Below are 21,406 nucleotides of genomic sequence, written 5' to 3' on the forward strand. Positions count from 1 at the left end.
GCACTGGACAAGGCGTTGGAATGGCTGGATTGTCCGCTCATCGGAGGGACGACATCAGCCGCCGTGGTACAGGTTATCACGGAACGACCGGAACGGGAGGACAACCCATGGCTGGACGCCCCACGCGCGCGGTTCTCGAACGGGCGGCCAGGCCCGCCGAAGCTCGGCCGCCGAAACCTCGCGACTCGGCGGCGACGCGCGCCGCGCTGCTGGCGATGGCGATCAGCGAATTCGCCGACAAGGGATTTGCCGGCGCCAGGGTGGACGAGATCGCCAATCGCGCCGGCGTCAACAAGCAGCTCCTCTATCACCATTTCGGCAACAAGGACGACCTCTACCGGGTGGCGCTGGAGACGGTGTATTCCGAGATCCGCGATAAAGAGAAGGCGCTGCATCTGGGCGACCTGTCGCCGCTGGAGGCGATGCGCACGCTGGTGGGTTACTCCTTTGACTATCTGGTCGAGCACCCCGAATTCATCAAGCTGGTGAGCGACGAAAACGCCCAGGGCGCGCCGCATGCCGCCAAATCCGAAGAACTGGCCGAGATGCATTGGCCGCTGGTCGAACTTTTGCGCGAGACTTTGAAGCGCGGCGCCGAGCAAGGCGTCTTCCGCGACGACATGGACCCGGTCAACGTCTACATCTCGATCGCCGGCATTTCGTATTTCTACTTTTCCAACAACCCGACCCTGTCGGCCATCTTCGGCAGGAAACTCAATACGCCCGATGCGATCGCGGCGCGGCGGCGGCATGTAATCGAGTTCGCACTGGCGGCATTGAGAAGAAACCAACCGGTTGGTTGACAGCTAACGTGCGGCTGATAGAGTTTGGGTGAGGCATTCGCTCCCGGCCGCGGTGGTCGCGCGGGGCGTGTGCCTGGCGACAGCCAGGCGAGGACAGGGATGGGGCTTCACCGCAGCGAATTGCCCGCCGATGTGACCGGCCTGCTTCGCGCCGGAACCGTCATTCCGGCGCAGCCGTTGGCGCTCGACGCGGGGCGGCGGTTCGATCCGAAACGGCAGCGGGCGCTGACCCGCTATTATGTCGACGCCGGCGCGGGCGGGCTGGCGGTCGGGGTTCATACGACGCAATTCGAGATTCGCGATGTCGGGCTCTATGAGCCGGTGCTGTCGCTGGCGATGAAGGCCGCGCGCGAATGGACCGGCCGGCCGCTGGTGATGATCGCCGGCGTCGTCGGCCCCACCGACCAGGCTATCCGAGAGGCGCGCACCGCCGTGGATCTCGGTTACCATGCCGGTCTGCTCAGCCTCGCCGCGTTGAAGGGCCGGTCGGAAGACGAGATCATCGCGCATTGCCGGCGCGTGGCAGAGGAGATCCCGGTGGTCGGCTTTTATCTCCAGCCTGCCGTCGGCGGGTTGCCGCTGGACGCCAAATTCTGGAAGCGGTTCTGCGAGATCGACAATGTCGTGGCGATCAAGGCGGCACCCTTCAATCGCTACCGCACCATCGACGTCATGCGCGGCCTGGTCGAGGCGCAGGCGGAAGAGCGCATCACGCTCTACACAGGCAATGACGACCACATCGTGCTCGACCTCGCGATTCCTTTTTCGATCCCGCGTGATGGCGCTGCCGTGACGGTGCGGTTTCGCGGCGGACTGCTAGGCCACTGGTCGGTGTGGACGCGCGGTGCCGTGCAACTGCTCGACCGGATCAAGCGGGCGGTGGCGGCAGGCGCCATTCCGGACGAACTTCTGGCGCTCGACGCGCGTGTCACCGACTGCAACGCCGCCTTCTTCGACGTCGCCAACGATTTCCGCGGCTGCGTCGCCGGCTGCCACGAGGTGTTGCGCCGTCAGGGGCTTCTGGACGGAATCTGGTGTCTGAACCCGCAGGAGGGGCTCAGCCCCGGCCAGGCGGAAGAGATCGACCGCGTGTGCCGGGTGCATGCCGGTTTGGCGGACGATGACTTCGTGAGAGAGAATCGGGAGCGATGGTTGGCCTGAGAGTACGCACGGAGGGCGACCAATGGGTGCGTCCTTCGAGGCTCGCCCGTGAAGGCTTTCTTTCATATTTTCAACGCTTCGCGGGCTCGCACCTCAGGATGAGGGCGGACGTTCCAGCAGCGCTAACCTTCAACCTACTGCGACTTCTCGCGGCCGAACTCCTGATAGCTTCTGCCATGGACTTTTGCGATTGGCGTGCCGGCACAACCTCCCTCATCCTGAGGTGCGAGCCCGCAAGGCTTTTGAAGTTTGTAAGGACCCTTTGCGGGCGAGCCTCGAAGGACGCACCCGACATTGTGAAACGGCCTAGGATTTTCCCGCCGTCTTCAACCACCCCAGCGCCGTCCCACTATCCGCCACCCAGCCGAATTTCATCGCGAAATTCCTGAGCGTCGCGGCCTGGAGGTCGGGCGCGAAGGAGGAGACGCCGTCGGAGATCAGCGTCGTGCGGTAGCCGTGATGGAATGCCTCGCGTGCGGTTTCCTCGACGCAGATCTGCGCGACCGTGCCAGTCACCAGCAGTGAGCGCACGCCGAGCGCCTTGAGCCGGGCGTCGAGGTCGGTGGCATGAAATGAGCCGTAGCCGAACTTGTCGATGACCGCTTCGCCAGGCTGCGGCGCCAGTTCGGCGATGACATCGCCGCATTCCAGTTCGCCATCGGCATCCGCGTAGGTGCGCTTCACACCCTTCCAGCAGCATTTCACCTCCGCCTGGCATTGACGCGACCAGAGCCACATCAGTTCCGGCGTGTCGCGGGCATAGAAGCGCGTGTAGACCACCGGCCGTCCGAGCGCGCGGAAGGCGGCGATCAGCCGACGGATCGGCTCGATTGTCGCGCGCGCATCCGGCACCTCCAGCGGTGCGCCGATGCGCACGAAATCGTTCTGCATGTCGACGATGAGCAGAGCGGCATCCGCAACCCGCTCGGCCGGAGGCACGTCGGCTGCGTCTTTCCACTCACTCGATATGGCAGCGGCGGACATGGCGGATCCGGTTTCGAGGGCTGGTCGAAGCACGATGGATCAGCGTGCAAGGTGAGTCAACGTCTTCCAACCGGTTGGTTGATTAGCCGGCGATCAGGACCCGCCGGTCCTGCAAATCGCGCGTTGACACATGTGAAAAATTTTGCAACGTTTGAAAAAATTATCAAGCCACGCCGACAGAGCCTGGACGAATGGCAGGGATTGGAAACGGCCTTCGCGACGATGAAAGCAGCATGGCGACGCGCGCCGCCTGGCTGCATTATGCCGGCGGGCTGACCCAATCGGAGGTCGCCAAGCGCCTCGGCCTCACCAGCCTCAAGGCGCACCGGCTGATTACCAGGGCCAACCAGGACGGGCTGGTGAAGGTTTTCATCGACGGCGACGTGTCCGAATGCGTCGAGTTCGAGACCGAGCTCTGCAAGCGCTACGGGCTGGACTATTGCGAGGTCGTGCCGGAGTTCGACGACGAGGTTCTGCCGCTGAAGGCGCTCGGCATGTCCGGCGCGCAGTTTTTGAAGCGCGAGATCGAGCGCGGCGAGCCGGCGCTGATCGGCGTCGGCCATGGCCGCACGCTCGCGGCCTGCGTCGAATATCTGCCGAGGACGCTGGCGGGTTCGATCCGCTTCGTCTCGCTGCTCGGCGGCCTGACCCGGAAATTTTCGGCCAACCCGCATGACGTGATCCACCGGCTGGCCGAACGCACCGGCGCGGAAGCCTATGTGATGCCGGTACCGATGTTCGCCAACACGGCCGAGGACCGCGCCGTGCTGATCGGCCAGAAGGGCGTCAGCGAGGTGTTCGATCTTGCTAGGGCGGCCGACCTGCTGCTTGCCGGCATCGGCACCACCGAGCGCGAGGCCTCGCTGGTCGCCACGGGCATGGTCGAGCGTGGCGAGATGGAAGAGGTCAAGCGCGGCGGCGGCGTCGGCGAACTCTTGGGCCATTTCTTCGACGACGAGGGAAAACCGTTCGAGACCGCGCTGTCTGGCCGCGTGCTGGCGATCGGCCGGCAGGATTTGCGCAACAGGAGGATTGTCGCCGTCGCCGGCGGCAAGGTGAAGACTCGCGCCATCAAGTCGGTGCTGGAAAGCCGCTATCTCGGCGGCCTGATCACCGACGAGCGAACGGCGCGGTCTCTGGTGGAGGAAAAGCCGGTCGGGTAGCCGGCAAAATTCGCAACCGAACTACCCTGTGGAGGAGAATGGAATGTACGAGAGAGAGAAAGATCTGATCGGCGCGTTCCTGCGCGGACAGGTGGATCGCCGCGGCCTGATCAAGGGTCTTGGCGCGATGGGGCTCGCCGCCGGCACCGCCGGCACGCTGCTCAATCTCGGCCAGACGCGGGCGCTCGCCGCCGACTTCGACTGGCAGGCGCACAAGGGCAAGTCGCTGAAGCTGCTGCTCAACAAGCACCCCTATGCCGACGCCATGATCGCCAATTTGCAGACCTTCAAGGATCTGACCGGCATCGAGGTGACCTATGACGTCTTCCCGGAGGACGTCTATTTCGACAAGGTGACGGCGGCGCTGTCGTCGGGCTCGTCGGAATACGATGCCTTCATGACCGGCGCCTACATGACCTGGACCTACGGGCCGGCCGGCTGGATCACCGATCTCAACGAATGGATCAAGGACCCGGCCAAGACCAATCCGAACTATGCCTGGGACGACATGCTGCCAGGTGTGCGCAAATCCTGCGCCTGGAACGGCCAGCCCGGCGGCGTGCTCGGCTCCGACGACGCCAAGCAGTGGTGCATTCCGTGGGGCTACGAGCAGAACAACCTCACCTACAACAAGGAGATGTTCGACAAGGCGGGCGTAGGCATTCCCGCGAACCTGGATGAACTGGTCGCCAATTCGGCGAAGCTTACCAAGGATGTCGGCGGTGGCGTCTACGGCATCGGCGTGCGTGGCTCGCGTTCCTGGGCGACGATCCATCCGGGCTTCCTGTCCGCCTATGCCAATTTCGGCCAGAAGGACCTGAACGTCTCGGCCGACGGCAAGCTTTCGGCGGCGATGAACACGGCCGAATCCAAGGCGTTCCATGCCAAATGGGTGCAGATGATCCAGGAGAGCGGCCCGAAGGACTGGTCGACCTACACCTGGTATCAGGTCGGCACCGATCTCGGCGCTGGCGCTTCCGCCTCGATCTTCGACGCCGACATCCTTGGCTACTTCATGAACGGCGGCGACAACAAGATGGCGGGCAAGCTCGCCTATGCCGCCTTCAAGGCCAATCCGGCCGCCGAGGCGCCGACCCCGAACATCTGGATCTGGTCGCTGGCCATGTCCAACTTCGCCAAGGACAAGGACGCCACCTGGTACTTCCTGCAATGGGCGTCCGGGCCGGAGCACGCGATCTTCGGCGCCACCAAGATGGACTTCGTCAACCCCGTCCGCGCCTCGGTGTGGAAGGACGAGATGTTCCGCGAGAAGCTGAAGAAGAGCTATCCGGGTTATGTCGAGATGCACGACGTCTCGGCGCCGGGCGCCTCGATCAAGTTCACCGCGCAGCCGCTGTTCTTCGACCTGACCACCGAATGGGCGGCGACGCTGCAGAAGATGGTGGCCAAGGAGGTGCCCGTAGACGAGGGCCTAGACCAGCTCGCCCAGTCGATCGACGGGCAGTTGAAGGAAGCCGGGCTCGGCTGAGGCATCGGCACGCGCCTTGGCGACAGCGTCGCCGCCTCGTCCTTCTCCCCGTTCCGCGGGGAGAAGGAGCCGGCAGGCGGATCAGGGACATGGCGTCGAACCGAGATTGAACTCCCATGCGCGGCCTTAAAAATCCGGCCGCGCCAATGCCCGGCCGGCCGGCGCTACTCCCTGCGTCGGCCGGCCGCGGTGACTTCAACCAAGACGGAGCTGGCATGACCGCCGTAGTCTCGCAGGGCCGATCCCGTTCGCGCTTCCGTATCGGCAAGCGGGCGCTGCCCTATGTGCTCAGCCTGCCGGCGCTGCTGGTCTGCATCGGCATCCTGATCCCGTTCCTCACCGCCGCCTGGTACTCGCTGCACCGCTACCGGCTGAGTCAGCCCTGGGGCTACAAGTTCATCTGGTTCGACAACTATCTCGCCTTCTTCTCCGACCCGAAATTCTGGAACACGCTGCGCGTGTCGCTGGTCTATGCGGGCACCACCGTGGTGCTGGAGCTTCTGCTCGGGCTGGCGATCGCGCTGCTCTTACAGAAGCGCACCACGCTGAACAATTTCATCTCCATCATGCTCTTGATGCCGCTGATGACGGCGCCGGCGCTGGCGGCACTGATGTGGAAGCTGATGACCAATCCCGGCTTCGGCATCCTCTCCTATTTCGCCGGCCTGATCGGGCTGGAGGATTTCCGCTGGGCCTCCTCGCCGTCGACCGCGCTGCTCACCGTCGTGCTGGTCGACATCTGGGTCTACACGCCCTTCATCATGATCCTGCTGCTGGCCGGCCTGCGCTCGCTGCCGACGCAGCCCTTCGAGGCGGCGGCGCTCGACGGCGTGCCACGCACCTTCGTGTTCTTCCGCATCACCCTGCCGATGCTGACGCCCTATATCCTGACCGCCACGCTGTTCCGCCTGCTCGATTCCATCCAGCAGTTCGACATCATCTACGCCATGACGCAGGGCGGGCCAGGCGACACGCTCACCGTGTTCCAGGTCGAGGCGTATCTGAACTTCTTCCAATCGACCAATGTCGGTCGATCGGCAGCCCTGATGATCATCCTGTGGGCGATCACCTACTTCCTGTCGAACATCTTCATCAAGAACTGGCTGCGTCTGCGCGAACGCGCACGCGGCGAGGCGTGAGGGAGGACAAGATGGAACACACATCCGTCCTCGAACGCGTGCTGCGCGGTGCAGCACTGACGCTGGTCGTCATCTTCTTCATGTTCCCGCTGTTCTGGATCTTCCTGATGTCGTTCCAGACCAACGAAACGATCCTGCGCATTCCGCCCTCGCTGGTATTCACGCCTACGCTGGAGAATTATCAGGCGCTGATCACCGGCAAGCTGCAGACGGCGGCGGGTTCGCTCGATATCGCCTTCATGCGCAATCTTTGGAATTCCGTGTTCCTGTCGGTGACGTCGGTCGCGGTGTCGCTGCTGCTCGGCGTCCCCGCCGCCTATGCCTTCGCCCGCCACAAGTTCCGCGGCTCGGAGGACATCGCCTTCACGCTGCTCTCCTTCCGCTTCGCGCCGCCGCTGCTGGTGCTGCTGCCGCTCACCATCTATTTCCAGCAGCTCGGCCTCGCCAATACTTATTTCGGCCTGATCTGGGTCTACCAGTTGATATGCCTGCCGCTGATTCTCTGGATCGTACGCGGCTATTTCGAAGATATTCCCGCCGACATCGAGTACGCCTACCGCATCGGCGGCCATTCATGGTTCGCGACCTTCCGAAAGATCGCGCTGCCGCTGGCGGGGCCGGGCATCGCGGCGGCGGGCCTGCTCGCCTTCATCTTCGCCTGGAACAATTTTGTCTTCGCGCTGGTGCTGGCTTCTGCCGACAAGCAGCCGGTGACGGTCGGCGCGCTGGCCTTCGTCACGGCGAGCGGCATCCAGTACGGCCAGATCGCCGCCGCGATCGTGCTGTCGATCACGCCGACGCTGGCGCTGGCGTTGTATGCGCAGCGCTACCTGGTCGAGGGCCTGTCGCTCGGCGCGGTGAAGGGATAGGACATGGCCTCTCTCGAACTCAAACATGTCACCAAGCGCTACAAGGGCAGGGCGGTCCTCGACGACCTGACGCTGTCAGTCAGCGACGGCGAGACGATCGTGCTGTTCGGTCCCTCCGGCGCCGGCAAGACCGTTCTGCTCCGGCTGATCGCCGGCGTCGTCGAACCCGACGAGGGCAACGTGCTGATCGGCGGTGAGGATGTGACCGACGTTGACGCCGAAGAGCGCGGCATCGGCATGGCCTTCCAGAATTTCGCGCTGTTCCCGCATATGAGCGCCTTCGACAACATCGCCACGCCGCTGCAGGCGAAGCGCGCTTCGCCCGGCGCGATCAAGGCGGGCGTGGAAAGCGTCGCCAAGCTGCTCAAGATCAGCCATGTGCTGACGCACCGGCCGCGGGCGCTTTCCAATGGCCAGAAGCAGCGGACCGCGCTGGCCCGCGCGCTGGCCGGCTCGCCGCCGGTGCTGCTGCTCGACGACCCGCTTCGCAATGTCGACGCGAAACTGCGCTTCGAGATGCGGCTGGAACTGCCGCGCCTGCTCGACGACCAGGGTGCAACGGTTGTCTACGTCACGCAGGACTATAAGGAGGCGATGGCGCTGGGCGACCGCATCGCGGTGATGAGCCAGGGCCGGATCCGGCAATTGGGCACGCCCGAGCAGATCTATCTCGATCCGGCCGATATCGAGATCGCGCGGCTGTTCGGCGACCCGACCATCAACCTTCTCGACGTAAAACCGGCGAAGGATGCGCGCGGCGTCTATGTCGGGCTTTCCAACGTGCAGGTACACCTTGCCGGACCGTTCGAGCAGGCGATCGGCCGCGACTGCGTGATCGGGCTGAGGCCCGAGGCGCTGACCTTCGTGCGCGCCGATGCGCCGGCGGCGATCCCCGTAACGGTTGAGGCGGAGACGCCGCTCAACGAGAAGACGGTGACGCTGGTGCGCACCGTGCGCGGCCGCGAAATCCTCGTCTCAAGGCCGGCCGGAACGCCCGGACCCGTTGCGGGCAATGCGCATATCGCCGTCAACCCGAAGAGCGCCTTGCTGTTCGACCGCGCGAGCGGCGCGCGCATCGGCGCGAGCAAGGTGGTGGCGCTGAAGAGCGGAGCTGCGGCATGACCACTGTGCTTGCGATCGAAAACGTCGACAAGTTCTACGGTCCCGTGAACCACGGCGTGCATGCGGTGAAAGACCTGTCGATGCAGATCGCCAAGGGCGAGATTGTCGCCTTGCTCGGCTCATCGGGCTGCGGAAAAACCTCGACGTTGCGCATGGTCGCCGGCTTCGAGGAGGTGTCGCGCGGCACGATCGCCATCGCCGGCAAGCCGGCGCACATGCTGCCGCCGGTGAAACGCAATGTCGCCATGGCTTTCGAGGGCTACTCGCTCTATCCGCCGCTGACGGTTCGCGAAAACATCGCCTTCGCATTGAAGGCGGCGCGGCTGCCCAAGGCGACAGTCGACCAGAAAGTCGCCGAGATAGCAAAGCTGCTGGAGATCGAGGATATTCTGGAGCGCTATCCGAGTTCCATATCCGGCGGCCAGCAGCAGCGCGCCAGTCTCGGCCGCGCTCTGATCCGCGATGCCAATCTGCATCTGCTTGACGAACCGATGGGGCAGCTCGAGCCGCAACTGCGCGCCGTCCTTCGCGGGCGCATCAAACATTTCATCAAGGAACGCGGGCTGACCGCCATCCTGGTCACCCACGACCAGACCGAGGCCAACGCGCTGGCCGACCGCATCGCGGTGATGGAGGGCGGCGTGCTGCAGCAGTTCGACACGCCGCAAAAAATCAAGGAACGTCCGGCCAATCTGTTCACCGGCACCTTCGTCGGCGAGCCGCCGATGAATGTGTTCGAGGCCTTCGTCTCCGGCGAGGCTGACCGCATCAAGCTGAAACTGCCGGACGGGCTGGCGCTCGACTACGAGCAGGGCAATTTCGCGCAAGGCGTCCGCGACGCACTGCTCAAGCGTCAACGCGTCGTGATCGGCATCCGGCCCTATGCGGTGCGCCGCGCGAAGGACGGCGTGCCGGCGACCGTGTCGGCTAACCAGTGGCTGGGAGACCAGACGCATATCGCGGCGGATTTCGCCGGCGGTTCGCTGGTGCTGGTCGAGCACGACCGCACGCGGCTGGAGCGCGGCGAGACCATCGGCATCCGCATCGACCCGCAGAACCTGCACGTCTTCGACGCCGGGTCCGGCGCGGCGATCTCGCACGGTCCGGAACTCGCATGACCAGGGACATCCTGATCGGCATAGACGCGGGTACGTCGGTCATCAAGTCGGTGGCCTTCGACCTCGCCGGGCGGCAGATCGCCTTCACGGCGCTGCCGAACCGCTACGAGACGATCCCCGGCGGCGGCGCCGAGCAGGACCTCGCCCGCACCTGGGCCGACACCGCGACGACGCTGCGCCAGCTCGCCGACAAGGTGCCGGAGCTGGCGAAACGCGTGGCGGCGATTGCCGTGACCGGGCAGGGCGACGGCACCTGGCTGATCGACCGCGACGGCGAGCCGGTCGGAAAGGGCTGGCTGTGGCTCGACGCGCGTGCTGCCGCAATCGTCGAGGATGTTCGCGCCCGCCCCGAGGATCGGCTGCGCTTCGAGAAGACCGGCTCAGGGCTCGCCGCCTGCCAGCAGGGGCCGCAGCTCAGGCTGATCGAACGCACCACGCCGGAGCGGCTGAAGCGGGCGGCGACCGGCTTCCACTGCAAGGACTGGCTTTATTTCCGACTGACCGGTGAGCGCGCCACCGACCCGTCCGAGGGCTGCTTCACCTTCGGCGACTTTTCCACGCGAACCTATTCGGACGCGGTGATCGAGATTCTCGGGCTGAAGCATTTAAAACGCTTGCTGCCGCCGATCGTCGACGGCGCGGCGCGGGCAGCAAAACTGTCTCCCGCGGCAGCCGGCATGACCGGCCTGATGGCCGGGACGCCGGTGGTGCTGGGTTACGTCGACGTCGCCTGCACGGCGCTCGGCGCCGGGCTCTACGATCCCGAGGCGCGGCCGGGCTGCTCGATCATCGGCTCGACCGGCATGCACATGCGGCTCGCCATCGGCGCCGACGACGTGCTGCTCAACGACAGCCGCACCGGCTACACCATGTGCATGCCGGCGCCGGGCGTCTACACGCAGATGCAGTCGAACATGGCTGCGACGCTCAACATCGACTGGGTGCTCGGGCTGGCTGCCGGCATCCTGGCCTCGCAAGGCATCACGCGCACCTCGGCCGAAATGATCCCGCTGATCGACGAGTGGATCGCCACCTCCGGACCGGCCTCGCTGCTCTACCAGCCCTATGTCTCGGAGGCGGGTGAACGCGGCCCTTTCGTCGATGCGCATGCCCGCGCCGGCTTCGTCGGCATTTCCAGCCGCCACGGCTACGGCGATCTGGTCCGCGCGGTGTTCGAGGGCCTCGCCTTCGCCGCGCGCGACTGCTACGCGGTGATGGGCGACCTGCCCGGCGAAGTGCGGCTGACCGGCGGCGCGGCGCGCAGCAACGCGCTGCGAAAAATTCTCGGCGCGGCGCTGGGTGCGAAAATACGCACCTCCAAACGCGAGGAAGCCGGCGCGGCGGGGGCGGCGATGATCGCCGCCGTCTCGATCGGCCAGTATGGCTCGATGGACGACTGCGTGGCTGAATGGGTCTTACCGCTGCTCGGTCCCGCGGAAACGCCGGACGCCGCGCTTGCAGACATCTACGACAGAACCTATCCCGCCTACGCGCAGGCATGGGCAGCGCTGCGGCCGGTGTGGCGCACAATGGCGGGGTCGCGGAAAGACTGACATGACACGAAAGATCGCCATCATCGGGGACCGCTTCATGCTGCCGGAGGTGTTCCGCAGCGAGATCGAGAAGGCTTGCGGCAAGGAGCTGGATATCCGCATGCTGGAGCAGCCCTGGCCGGACGAGCCGATGGAGCATGGCTATGCGGTCAACGGCCTCGACGGGCTGAAGGAATATTATGGCGACCCGGACGAGGTGGTCGGCTTCATCGGTGACGCCGAGATTCTCGTCACGCAACTCGCGCCGCTGTCGGACGGCATGATGAAGCGGCTGCCCGATTTGAAGCTGGTGGCAGTGTCGCGCGGCGGGCCGGTCAACATCGATATGGCGGCGGCCCGGCGCAACGGTATCAAAGTAGTCAACGTGCCGGGCCGCAACGCCAGCGCCGTGGCGGAATTCGCCCTTGGCGCGATCCTGACCGAGACGCGACTGATCCGCGTCGGCCACGAATCGATGCGCGCCGGCGAATGGCGCGGCGACCTCTACCGCGCCGACCGCACCGGACGGGAACTCAACGAGATGACGGTCGGCGTCGTCGGCTACGGCAACATCGGCACCAAGGTTGTAAAACTGCTGCGCGCCTTCGGCAGCAAGGTTCTGGTGGCCGACCCCTATGTGCAGCTCAGCGCCGAGGACCGCAACGCCGGCGTGGAGCTGGTCCCCCTCGAAACCCTTCTGGTGCACTCCGACGTGGTGACAATGCACCCGCGGGTGACGGAGGAGACGAAGCACATGATCAACCGCGACACGATCGCGCAAATGAAGCCGGGCGTGATCTTCGTTAACACCGCGCGCGGCCCGCTGGTCGACTACGACGCGCTTTATGAGGCGCTGGTCGACGGACCGATCGCCAGCGCCATGCTGGAAACCTTTGCCGTCGAGCCGGTGCCGGCCGACTGGCCGCTGCTGAAGCTGCCGAACGTCACGCTGACCCCGCATATCGCGGGGGCTTCGGTGCGCACCGTCACCTACGCGGCGGAAAAGGCGGCCGAGGAGGTGCGGCGCTACCTGGCGGGCCAGCCGCCGGTCAATCCGTGTTGAGCGTAGGACCGTGACTGGGATTTCACTCGATGGCTGAGCAAGAGTCCGTCGACCTGTTCGTCATCGGCGGCGGCGTCAACGGCGCGGGCATTGCTCGGGACGCGGCGGGGCGGGGCCTGTCGGTGGTGCTTTGCGAAAAGGACGATCTGGCGCAAGGCACCAGCTCGCGGTCGGGAAAACTGGTGCATGGCGGCCTGCGCTATCTCGAATATCATGAATTCCGGCTGGTGCGCGAGGCCCTCATCGAGCGCGAGGTGCTTTTGGCCTCGGCGCCGCACATCATCTGGCCGATGCGTTTCGTGCTGCCCCACAGCCCGGACGACCGGCCGGCCTGGCTAGTGCGGCTCGGGCTGTTCCTCTACGACCATCTCGGCGGCCGCAAGCGGCTGCCCGGCACCCGCACGCTGAACCTGCGCACCGCACCGGAGGGCGCGCCGATCGAGCCGGCCTTCACAAAGGGGTTCGAATATTCCGACTGCTGGGTGGACGACGCCCGCCTGGTGCTGCTCAACGCGCTCGACGCCGCGACGCGCGGGGCCCGCGTGCTGACGCGCACGGCCTGCGTGTCGGCGCGGCGCGAAAAAGGCCTTTGGGTGATCGAGACGCAGGACGGCCGCACCGGCCTCAAGCGCACATTTCGCGCCAAGGCGCTGGTCAATGCCGCCGGACCATGGGTGAACGACGTGGTCGGCCGCGTGGCCGGGCTCAACGCCACCCGCAACGTCCGCCTGGTCAAGGGCAGCCACATCGTGGTGCAAAAGTTCTGGGAGGGCCGGCAGGCCTATCTGGTGCAGAACACCGACAAGCGCGTGATCTTCATCAATCCCTACGAGAACGACCTGGCGCTGATCGGCACGACCGACATTCCCTATTCCGGACGGCCGGAGGACGTGGCGGCCGAGGAGAACGAGATCGACTACCTGATCAAGGTGGTGAACCGTTATTTCAAGCGCAAGCTTTCGCGCCGCGACGTGGTCCATAGTTTTTCCGGCGTGCGACCGCTCTATGACGACAACGCCGACAATCCGAGCGCGGTGACGCGCGACTACATTTTCGAGCTGGATGCGCGCACCGGCGAGGCGCCGCTGCTGTCGGTGTTCGGCGGCAAGATCACCACTTTCCGAAAGTTATCTGAACACGCGTTGGAGAAGCTGAAGCCGTTCTTCCCGGCGATGCGCGGCAACTGGACCGCGGCGGCGCATCTTCCGGGCGGCGACTTGGCCGACGCCGATTTCGAGCGCTTTCTCGGTGCGCTCGCCACCGAATGGCCGTGGATGCCGGCCTCGCTGCTCAAACACTATGCCCGGCTCTACGGCACGCGGGCGCAAGAGCTTGTCGGCGGCGCCCGGTCGCTCGCCGATCTCGGCCGGCGGTTCGGGTCGGATTTTTACGAAAGCGAGGCGGTCTTCCTGTTCGACACCGAATGGGTGGAAACGCCGGAAGACATACTGGAACGGCGTACCAAGCACGGGCTGCATCTGACGCCCGCCGAAAGGGCGGCATTCGCCGACTGGTGCGCGGGGCGGCTCAAGAAGGCGGGATGATGGCAGGAACGGACGATCGCTCGGCGGAATTCGAGGCGCTGAGAAACCTGTCGACGCGGGTGGGCGCGGATCCGCTGCTGGTGCAGGCGGCCGGCGGCAACACCTCCGTGAAGCAGGACGACGTGCTCTGGATCAAGGCCTCAGGCACCTGGTTGATGAATGCCGGGCGCGACGAGATTTTTGTGCCCGTGCGCCTGCCGCCGCTGTTGCGCGCGGTGGCGGACGTCGACCCGGCGGCGGAAAAGGCGGAGGCTTTTGTCGTCGCCGAGCTCAATCCGGGCGGGCTGAGGCCGTCGATCGAGACGACGGTGCATGCACTGATGCCGCAGCGTGTCGTGGTGCATGTGCATTGCGTCGAGACCATCTCGCTGGCGGCGCAGGCCAATGCCGAGGCGCTCATCGGTGAGCGGTTGAAGGGGCTGGACTGGGCCTTCGTGCCCTATTGCCGGCCGGGCCTGCCGCTGGCGCGCGCCATCGCCGAACGGCGCAGTGCCGCGACCGACATATTGGTGCTCGGCAATCATGGGCTGGTGGTGGCGGCCGACACGGTCGCGCAGGCCGAGACGCTGCTCGGCCGCGTCTGCGGGCTGCTGGCGCGAACGCCGCGAGCGGCGCCGGAGCCCGACACGGATGCGTTGGTCCGGCTGGCGGCGGGCAGCGACTATCGCCTGCCGGCCAAACCGGAAGCCCACGCCGTCGCGACCGATCTCCAAAGCTGCCGTATCGCCGCGGCCGGCACGCTTTATCCCGACCACGTCATTTTTCTCGGCGAAGGGTCCGTCATCGCCGGCCCGGCGGACACCGCTGCGTCGGCGGCTGAACGGGCAATGGCGGAAGGCCGCGACGCGCCGGTCGAAATCCTGTTTCCCGGAAAAGGCGTGCTGCTGCGCCGCGACGCCAATGCCGGCGCCGAGGCGCTGGCGCGCTGCCTCGCCGACGTGACGGCGCGAGTCGACGGCGAGGTCCGCTACCTCACAGCGCAGGACGCGCATCAGTTGATCAACTGGGACGCCGAAAAGTACCGGCAGGAACTGACCCGCCGCATGAGCGCCAGGCTGCAATGACGGAAAAACTCGTCGTCGGCATCGATATCGGCACGTCCGGCGCACGCGCCGTGGCGCTGCGTGCATCCGGCGCCGTGCTGGCGCAGGCGTCGGCGAAGATGGCGGACCATGGCGCCAATTTTCGCGAGCCCGGCACTTGGCTGCGCACGCTCGACACGGCGCTGGACGGCTTGTTCGCCGAAATCGATCCGAAGCGCGTGGCAGCCCTAGCCGCGGACGGCACGTCGGGGACGATGCTGCCGATCGACCGTCTCGGCCTGCCGCTTGCGGATGCACTGATGTATTCCGATCCGGTCGCCGATGCAGACATTCTTGCAGCGATCGCCCGGGTCGCGCCGGCGGAAACGGCCGCGCACGGGCCAACCTCCGGCCTCGCCAAGGCGATGATGTTCCGGGGAGAACTGTCGCCGTGGAAGGTGATCCACCAGGCGGACTGGATCGCCGGGATGTTTTCCGGCCGCTTCGAGGTGAGCGACGAGAACAACGCATTGAAGACCGGATACGACCCGGTCGCGCGCCACTGGCCGGACTGGATCGCCGCGACCGGCGCGGATGTCTCGCTGCTGCCAAAGGTCGTCGCGCCGGGCACGCCCGTCGGCCATGCCGTCTCCGAGCATGCCCATCGGCACGGCCTGTCGCCGCAGACGCTGGTGGTTGCCGGCACCACAGACGGCTGCGCCTCCTTCCTCGCCACTGGCGCGGAAAATATCGGCGATGGCGTGACCGTGCTTGGCACCTCGCTGACGGTAAAGGTGCTTTCGGACGAGCCGATCTTCGCGCCGCGATTCGGCATTTACAGCCACCGCATCGGCGACCGGTGGCTCGCTGGAGGCGCATCGAATACCGGCGGAAAGGTGCTGGCGCATTTTTTCCCGGACGGTCGCATCGCCGGACTGTCGAATAGGATCGATCCGGAAAGATCGAGCGGCCTCGACTACTATCCGCTGGTCGGCACGGGCGAGCGATTTCCGGTCGCGGATCCCGACCTCGCGCCGCGCCTAGAACCGCGTCCTGACGACGACGCAAGGTTCCTGCATGGTATCTTCGAGGGCATCGCGGCGATCGAGGCGCTGGGTTACGAAAGGATGGCCGAGCTTGGCGGGCCGAGACTGAAGACGCTGCGCAGCGTCGGCGGCGGCGCGGCCAATCCGGCCTGGGCCGAGATACGGCGGCGAAAGCTCGGCGTGCCGTTCCTGCCTGCACTGTCGGAAGAGGCGGCGGTCGGCGCGGCGCGGCTGGCTTTGCGGGGCGCCCTCGAAGCGGGAGCGCTGTCGCGATGACCGTGCACAGCATCGAGGCGGCCGATCTTTCCTCGCTGGTCGGGCGCTACGACGTGTTTTTCGTCGACCAGTTCGGCGTGCTGCATGATGGGCACCGGGCCTATCCAGGCGCGGTCGAAGCGCTGGCGCGGCTGAAGGCTGCCGGCAAGACCGTCGTGCTGCTGTCGAATTCCGGCCGGCGCGCCCGCCCCAACGAGGAACGGCTGCTGCGGTTGGGGTTCCGGCCGGGCTCCTGGGACTTTTTCGTCAGCTCGGGCGAGGTGGCCTGGCGAAAATTTGCCGGCGAAACCGCCGAACCCGGACTGAGGCGCGGCACGAAATGCCTGCTGCTGTCGCGCGAAAACGATCGCAGCGCGGTCGAGGAACTGGACCTGCGTCTGGTCGAGGACGGCGCGGAGGCGGAAATCGTACTGCTGGGCGGCAGCGAAGGCGACCGTTTTGCGCTGGACCACTACCGCCGACTGCTTGAACCGGCGGCACGCGCCGGCGCGCCGCTGGTCTGCACCAATCCGGACAAGATCATGCTGACCGCGACCGGGCCGACTTTTGGCGCCGGCCGGATCGCCGAGCTTTATGCCGAACTCGGCGGCACGGTCGAATGGATCGGAAAGCCCTATCCGGAAATCTACGAAGCGACGCTGGCGATCGTCGGCGTCACCGACCGCTCGCGTGTGGTCGGCATTGGCGACAGCATAGAGCACGACGTCGTCGGCGCCAAAAATGCCGGCATCGCCTCGGTGCTGGTGCGCTCGGGCATATTGGCCGATCTCGACCAGGCGGGGTTGGAAGCGCTCTATCGGCGGTATGGCGCGCGGCCCGACCATGTGGTGACGCGATTTGCGTTTGCGGACGGGTGAGGAACGATGGCCGGCTTCACGCTCTCGCTCAACACCAATCCGCTGGTGAACCGCTTCGCCGATCCCGACGATCTCGTCGACACGCTCGCCTACCGCATCGGCATCCGCGACGTGCAACTGACCCATGAATTCGTCAATCCCGGCTGGCCCGCCGCCACCATCGCCAAGCACACAAAACTGTTCCGCAAGGCGCTCGATCGCACCGGCGTGCGCGTCACCTCCGGCATGACCGGGCCATATGGGCGGCTCAACCATTTTGGCCATCCCGACGCCGACGTGCGCCGCTACTACATCGAGTGGTTCAAGGTCTTTTCCGATGTCTGGGCCGAACTCGGAGCGCAAAGCGTCGGCAGCCAGTTCGCGATCTTCACTTTTCGCGATTTTGACGATCCGGTCCGGCAGGCGGATCTGAGAAGAATTGCCATCGACTGCTGGGGCGAGGTGGCGGAGCATGCGAAGGCCGCCGGCCTGACCTGGCTGATCTGGGAGCCGATGTCGGTGGCGCGCGAGTTCGGCCATACGCTGAAGCACTGCCAGGCTCTGCAGGACGAGATCGACACGGCAGGCTTCGCGATCCCGCTGAAGATGATGATCGACATCGACCATGGCGATGTCAGCTCAAGCGATCCCACCGACACCGACCCCTACGCATGGGCGGAAACCTTCGCCGCGCAATCGCCGATCGTCCACATAAAGCAGTCGTCGATGAACAAGGGCGGCCACTGGCCCTTCACCGCCGCCTACAATGAGAACGGCCGCATCGTCCCGGAAAAGCTGCTGGAAACGATCCGCCGGGGCGGCGGCAGCGACAACGAGATCTGCCTCGAACTGTCGTTCCGCGAGCGTGAGCCGACCGACCGGCTGGTGGTCGAGGCGATCCGCGAATCGGTCGACTACTGGGCGCCTTATGTCGATGCCGGGCGGGAAGGACTGACGGCGAGGCAGGCTTGAGTTTGCTCCGCGACCGGTGGCCTCACGCCATGCGATGCAGCAGCGGTTCGCCCGTCGCCAGCCGGCAGCAGTTTTCCGCCGCGACCGCGAGGCTGCGCTCGATCGTCTCGCGCGTCAGCCAGGCGATGTGCGGCGAGACCACGACGCTCGGCAGCGCAAACAGCGGATTGTCGGCGCCGGGCGGCTCGGCCGCGAAAACGTCGAGGCCGGCGGCCGCGACGTGGCCGCTAGAAAGCGCCGCGACAAGTGCGGCTTCGTCGACCTGCGCGCCGCGTGCCACGTTGACGACAATGGCGCCCGGCTTCATCGCGGCGATCGCCCCCGCGTCGAGCCAGCCAAGCGTGTCCTCGCCGAGCGGCACGTGCAGGGACAAGATGTCGGCGCGGGCGAGCAGTTCCTCCTTAGTCACGAAGGGCAGGTGCACGTCGGCATAACTTCGCCGGCCGGTGTAGATGACTTCCGCGCCCATGGCGGTGAGGATCGGCGCGAGCAGGCGCGGAACGGCGCCGAAACCGACCAGCCCGACGGTGCGGCCGCCGATCTCGCCCAGCCCGCCTTGCCATTCCAGCGGCCACGACCAGCCCTCGCCCGCACGTGTCGCCGCGTCGAAGCCGACGGTGCGCCTCAAACAGGCGAGCATCAGCAGCAGCGTCAGTTCCGCCACCGCCCGGCTGTTGGTGCCCGGCATGTTGCAGACCGCGATGCCGCGTTTTTTCGCGGCGTCAAGGTCGATGGTGTTCACCCCGACGCCGATCTTCTGGATCAGCTTCAGCTTTGGCGCGCGGCCGATCGCGTCGTCCGTTATGGGCCGCAGGACGTGCCAGAGCACGTCGGCTTGCGTGAGGGCCGCGAGATAGGCGCTGTCCTCCTGCTCGCTGCACAGCGTTACCGAAAGCCCCTCGGATTGAAGCGCGGCAACCCGCTCCGCCAGCCAGGGTGCGCCGTCGAAGCGGAACAGGACGTTCATGGCCGGCCCCAGGGCAGCGAGGAGCGCGACGGCAGCGCGCCGCCGGTCGGCAGTACCTCCGACAGCCGCAGGCCCTCGTTCCACTTCGCCATCCGTTCGGAGCGGGTGAACGAGCCGACCTTCAGTTGCGGCACACCCCAGCCGACGGCGAGATGCACGACGGTGACGTCCTCGGTTTCGCCGGAGCGGGCCGACACCACTGCCGAATAGCCTGCCTCGCGCGCCGCATCGAGGGCGGCCTTCGTTTCGGTCAGCGTGCCGGCCTGATTCGGCTTGATGAGCACCGCGTTGCAGGCGCCGACAGTGGCCGCATGGCGCACCCGCGCGGCATTGGTCACCAGAAAATCGTCGCCGATGATCTGCATGGTCGCGCCCGCCGCCCTGGTGAAGGCGATCAGCCCTTCCTCGTCGTCCTCGGCCAGCGGGTCCTCGATCGATACCACCGGATAACGTTTGCACCAGCCGAGCAGCATGTCGACCATCTCGTCGCGCGAGAGCGTCCGGTCCTCGCGGTCCAGTCGGTAGCGGCCGTTCTTGCCGAACTCGCTGGCGGCGATGTCGAGCGAGATGGCCATGTCCTCGCCGGGGCGGAAGCCGGCGCGCTCGATGGCGCCGAGCAGCGTCGACAGCGCCTCCTCATTGGACGAGAACACCGGCCAGAACCCGCCCTCGTCGGCGACGCCGGCCAGCTTGCCCTGTTCCGCCAGCAGCTTTCCGGCGGCGCGATAGACCTCCGCCGTCCAGTCGAGCGCCGTGGCGAAATCCTCGGCGCCGACGGCGACCACCATCAGATCCTGGATGTCGATCCTGCGACCGGCATGCGCGCCGCCGCCAAAAATCTGGATTTCGGGCAGCGGAACTCGGCCAGGCGCGCGGCCGCCGGCCAGATATTGCCAGAGCGGCAGGCCGCCGCCGGCCGCCGCCGCATGGGCGACGGCCATGGAGGTGGCGATCAGCGCGTTGCCGCCGAGCCGGCCCTTGTTGGGCGTGCCGTCGAGTTCGATCAGCCTGCGGTCGATTGCCTTCTGGTCCGACGCGTCAAGACCCGCCAGCGCCGGCGCGATCTCGGCCGAAAAACCCGCCATCGCCTTCCTGACGTCCATGCCGCCGAGCGCGGCGCCGCCGTCGCGCAGGTCGACCGCCTCGCCGCTGCCGGTGGAGGCGCCCGCCGGCGCGATGGCGCGGCCGCGCGCGCCGTTGGCCAGCGCGATCTCGACCTCGATGGTCGGGCGGCCGCGCGAATCCCAGACCCTGCGCGCGGCGGCCCTCTCGATGGCAGTCTTCATGCGATCTCCTTGTGCCAGCGCGCGGCGATGTCGGCCACCCGCTCGACCGGCTGCTTCAGGAGGGGAATGGCGAAGCGGCGCACCCTGTTCCTGTCGGTCTCGGCGGTGATGTATTCCACCGGCGACTTGCCGTCGATACGCGCCAGCATCAGGCCGGGCAGCAGGGCCGCGACGCGCGCTTCCAGCGCGGCGGCGGGCTCCCATGCGACGCCGGCGAGATAGGCTTCCGACAGTGCGGCGAAGCAGGCAAGGAACTTTTGGCCGGCCGCCGGCGTCCACACGCATTTCAGCAACAGGTGATTGAGCACAAAGCCGAGATCGAAGGCCGGATCGCCGAACCAGGCGCATTCGGCGTCGAGGATGACCGGTCCTTTCGGTCCGGCCAGCATGTTTTTCGGACTGACGTCGCCATGCACCAGGCAGCGTCGCGTCGCGGCCGTCGTGGCCGAGAGCGCGAACAGCCGATCGGCGACATCGGCGTGCTTGTTGGCGGTGGCTTCGAGATAAGGTTCCAGCCGGATGGCGTGAAACGCCGCATCCGTGGCGAAACGCTCCGCGATCCCCGGATCGTCGGCGGTCGCCGCATGGATCGCCGCCAGCACGCGCCCGACCTCCGCGGCGAAGATCGGATCGGTATGGCCGTCGCGCAGCATCGTCTTCCACAGCCCGTATTGCGACGGCGGCAGGAACCGCATGACCACGAGGTGGCGATCGACATCCTCGGCGATCAGTTCGGGCACGTTCTCGGGGCAGATCGCGCTGGCCACCCGCATCCATTCCGCCTCGTAGTGGCTGCGCTCCAGCGGTGCTTCCCAGACCGCCGCCACTTTCAGCCGCGCCAGCGCCCGCTTGACGCAGAGATCGCCATTGGCGGTCGAAACCTTCCAGATTTCCGATGACACGCCGCCGCCGAGCGGCTCCAGTTCGGGGCGCTCGTCGCGCCCGAGCAGGCCGAGCCCTGCGAGGCCGGTCAACACGTCGTCTTCCACGCCGACCATGGGCGCGGTTCCGTCA

At 66.3% G+C, this 21,406-nt stretch carries 19 protein-coding genes; 15 read left to right on the top strand and 4 right to left on the bottom strand.

Going from position 1 to position 21,406, the window contains the following annotated elements; all coding sequences use genetic code 11:
* Positions 1–107 precede the first annotated feature (107 nt).
* Both RB623_RS12260 and RB623_RS12265 read left to right on the top strand, forming a co-directional pair.
* Positions 108–803, top strand: a complete 696-nt coding sequence (locus RB623_RS12260) for a TetR/AcrR family transcriptional regulator (RefSeq protein WP_308057102.1) — start codon at positions 108–110, stop codon at positions 801–803.
* Positions 804–902: 99 nt separating this feature from the next.
* Positions 903–1,964: a dihydrodipicolinate synthase family protein gene (locus tag RB623_RS12265; protein WP_308057103.1), complete on the top strand. Its 1,062-nt coding sequence runs from the start codon at positions 903–905 to the stop codon at positions 1,962–1,964.
* Between the two features lie 306 nt (positions 1,965–2,270).
* On the opposite strand, the gene RB623_RS12270 is transcribed toward RB623_RS12265, so the two are convergent.
* Positions 2,271–2,948 carry an isochorismatase family cysteine hydrolase gene (locus RB623_RS12270; protein ID WP_308057104.1) on the bottom strand — a complete coding sequence of 226 codons (678 nt, stop codon included), beginning with the start codon at positions 2,946–2,948 and terminating at the stop codon, positions 2,271–2,273.
* A 191-nt stretch (positions 2,949–3,139) separates the two neighbouring features.
* Here RB623_RS12270 and RB623_RS12275 point away from each other — a divergent pair, with 191 nt between their 5' ends.
* From RB623_RS12275 to RB623_RS12335, 13 genes are all read left to right on the top strand, one after another.
* Positions 3,140–4,111, top strand: coding sequence for a sugar-binding transcriptional regulator (locus tag RB623_RS12275; RefSeq protein WP_308057105.1), 972 nt, complete (start codon positions 3,140–3,142; stop codon positions 4,109–4,111).
* Positions 4,112–4,154: 43 nt separating this feature from the next.
* The gene (locus RB623_RS12280) at positions 4,155–5,600 is read left to right on the top strand and encodes an extracellular solute-binding protein (protein ID WP_308057106.1); all 1,446 of its coding nucleotides are present in this window, start codon (positions 4,155–4,157) and stop codon (positions 5,598–5,600) included.
* Positions 5,601–5,815: 215 nt separating this feature from the next.
* Positions 5,816–6,739, top strand: a complete 924-nt coding sequence (locus RB623_RS12285) for a sugar ABC transporter permease (RefSeq protein ID WP_308057107.1) — start codon at positions 5,816–5,818, stop codon at positions 6,737–6,739.
* Positions 6,740–6,750: 11 nt separating this feature from the next.
* Entirely contained in the window at positions 6,751–7,608 is an 858-nt protein-coding gene (locus tag RB623_RS12290) for a carbohydrate ABC transporter permease (protein WP_308057108.1), read from the top strand.
* Between the two features lie 3 nt (positions 7,609–7,611).
* Positions 7,612–8,730, top strand: coding sequence for an ABC transporter ATP-binding protein (locus RB623_RS12295; protein ID WP_308057109.1), 1,119 nt, complete (start codon positions 7,612–7,614; stop codon positions 8,728–8,730).
* Positions 8,727–9,848, top strand: a complete 1,122-nt coding sequence (locus tag RB623_RS12300) for an ABC transporter ATP-binding protein (RefSeq protein WP_308057110.1) — start codon at positions 8,727–8,729, stop codon at positions 9,846–9,848. Before RB623_RS12295 ends, RB623_RS12300 begins: the two co-directional genes overlap by 4 nt.
* Positions 9,845–11,401 (top strand): FGGY-family carbohydrate kinase, encoded by a 1,557-nt coding sequence (locus tag RB623_RS12305; RefSeq protein WP_308057111.1) that lies wholly within the window; start codon positions 9,845–9,847, stop codon positions 11,399–11,401. The genes RB623_RS12300 and RB623_RS12305 overlap by 4 nt, the downstream gene beginning before the upstream one ends.
* A gap of 1 nt (position 11,402) precedes the next feature.
* Positions 11,403–12,443, top strand: coding sequence for a 2-hydroxyacid dehydrogenase (locus RB623_RS12310; RefSeq protein WP_308057112.1), 1,041 nt, complete (start codon positions 11,403–11,405; stop codon positions 12,441–12,443).
* 29 nt (positions 12,444–12,472) lie between these two features.
* Positions 12,473–13,987 (top strand): glycerol-3-phosphate dehydrogenase, encoded by a 1,515-nt coding sequence (locus RB623_RS12315; protein ID WP_308057113.1) that lies wholly within the window; start codon positions 12,473–12,475, stop codon positions 13,985–13,987.
* Positions 13,987–15,051, top strand: coding sequence for a class II aldolase/adducin family protein (locus RB623_RS12320; protein WP_308057162.1), 1,065 nt, complete (start codon positions 13,987–13,989; stop codon positions 15,049–15,051). The genes RB623_RS12315 and RB623_RS12320 overlap by 1 nt, the downstream gene beginning before the upstream one ends.
* Positions 15,048–16,331: an FGGY-family carbohydrate kinase gene (locus RB623_RS12325; protein WP_308057114.1), complete on the top strand. Its 1,284-nt coding sequence runs from the start codon at positions 15,048–15,050 to the stop codon at positions 16,329–16,331. The genes RB623_RS12320 and RB623_RS12325 overlap by 4 nt, the downstream gene beginning before the upstream one ends.
* The gene (locus RB623_RS12330; RefSeq protein ID WP_308057115.1) at positions 16,328–17,188 is read left to right on the top strand and encodes a TIGR01459 family HAD-type hydrolase; all 861 of its coding nucleotides are present in this window, start codon (positions 16,328–16,330) and stop codon (positions 17,186–17,188) included. The genes RB623_RS12325 and RB623_RS12330 overlap by 4 nt, the downstream gene beginning before the upstream one ends.
* A 6-nt stretch (positions 17,189–17,194) precedes the next feature.
* Positions 17,195–18,139 carry a TIM barrel protein gene (locus RB623_RS12335; RefSeq protein WP_308057116.1) on the top strand — a complete coding sequence of 315 codons (945 nt, stop codon included), beginning with the start codon at positions 17,195–17,197 and terminating at the stop codon, positions 18,137–18,139.
* Positions 18,140–18,161: 22 nt separating this feature from the next.
* On the opposite strand, the gene RB623_RS12340 is transcribed toward RB623_RS12335, so the two are convergent.
* The 3 genes from RB623_RS12340 to RB623_RS12350 are packed head-to-tail and all read right to left on the bottom strand — an operon-like array spanning position 18,162 to position 21,390.
* Positions 18,162–19,106 (bottom strand): NAD(P)-dependent oxidoreductase, encoded by a 945-nt coding sequence (locus RB623_RS12340; RefSeq protein ID WP_308057117.1) that lies wholly within the window; start codon positions 19,104–19,106, stop codon positions 18,162–18,164.
* Positions 19,103–20,392, bottom strand: a complete 1,290-nt coding sequence (eno, locus tag RB623_RS12345) for a phosphopyruvate hydratase (protein WP_308057118.1) — start codon at positions 20,390–20,392, stop codon at positions 19,103–19,105. Before eno ends, RB623_RS12340 begins: the two co-directional genes overlap by 4 nt.
* Positions 20,389–21,390 (bottom strand): aminoglycoside phosphotransferase family protein, encoded by a 1,002-nt coding sequence (locus tag RB623_RS12350; RefSeq protein WP_308057119.1) that lies wholly within the window; start codon positions 21,388–21,390, stop codon positions 20,389–20,391. Before RB623_RS12350 ends, eno begins: the two co-directional genes overlap by 4 nt.
* Positions 21,391–21,406: the final 16 nt, after the last annotated feature.

The sequence above is a fragment of the Mesorhizobium sp. LHD-90 genome (assembly GCF_030929505.1).
Lineage (GTDB): Bacteria > Pseudomonadota > Alphaproteobacteria > Rhizobiales > Rhizobiaceae > Kumtagia.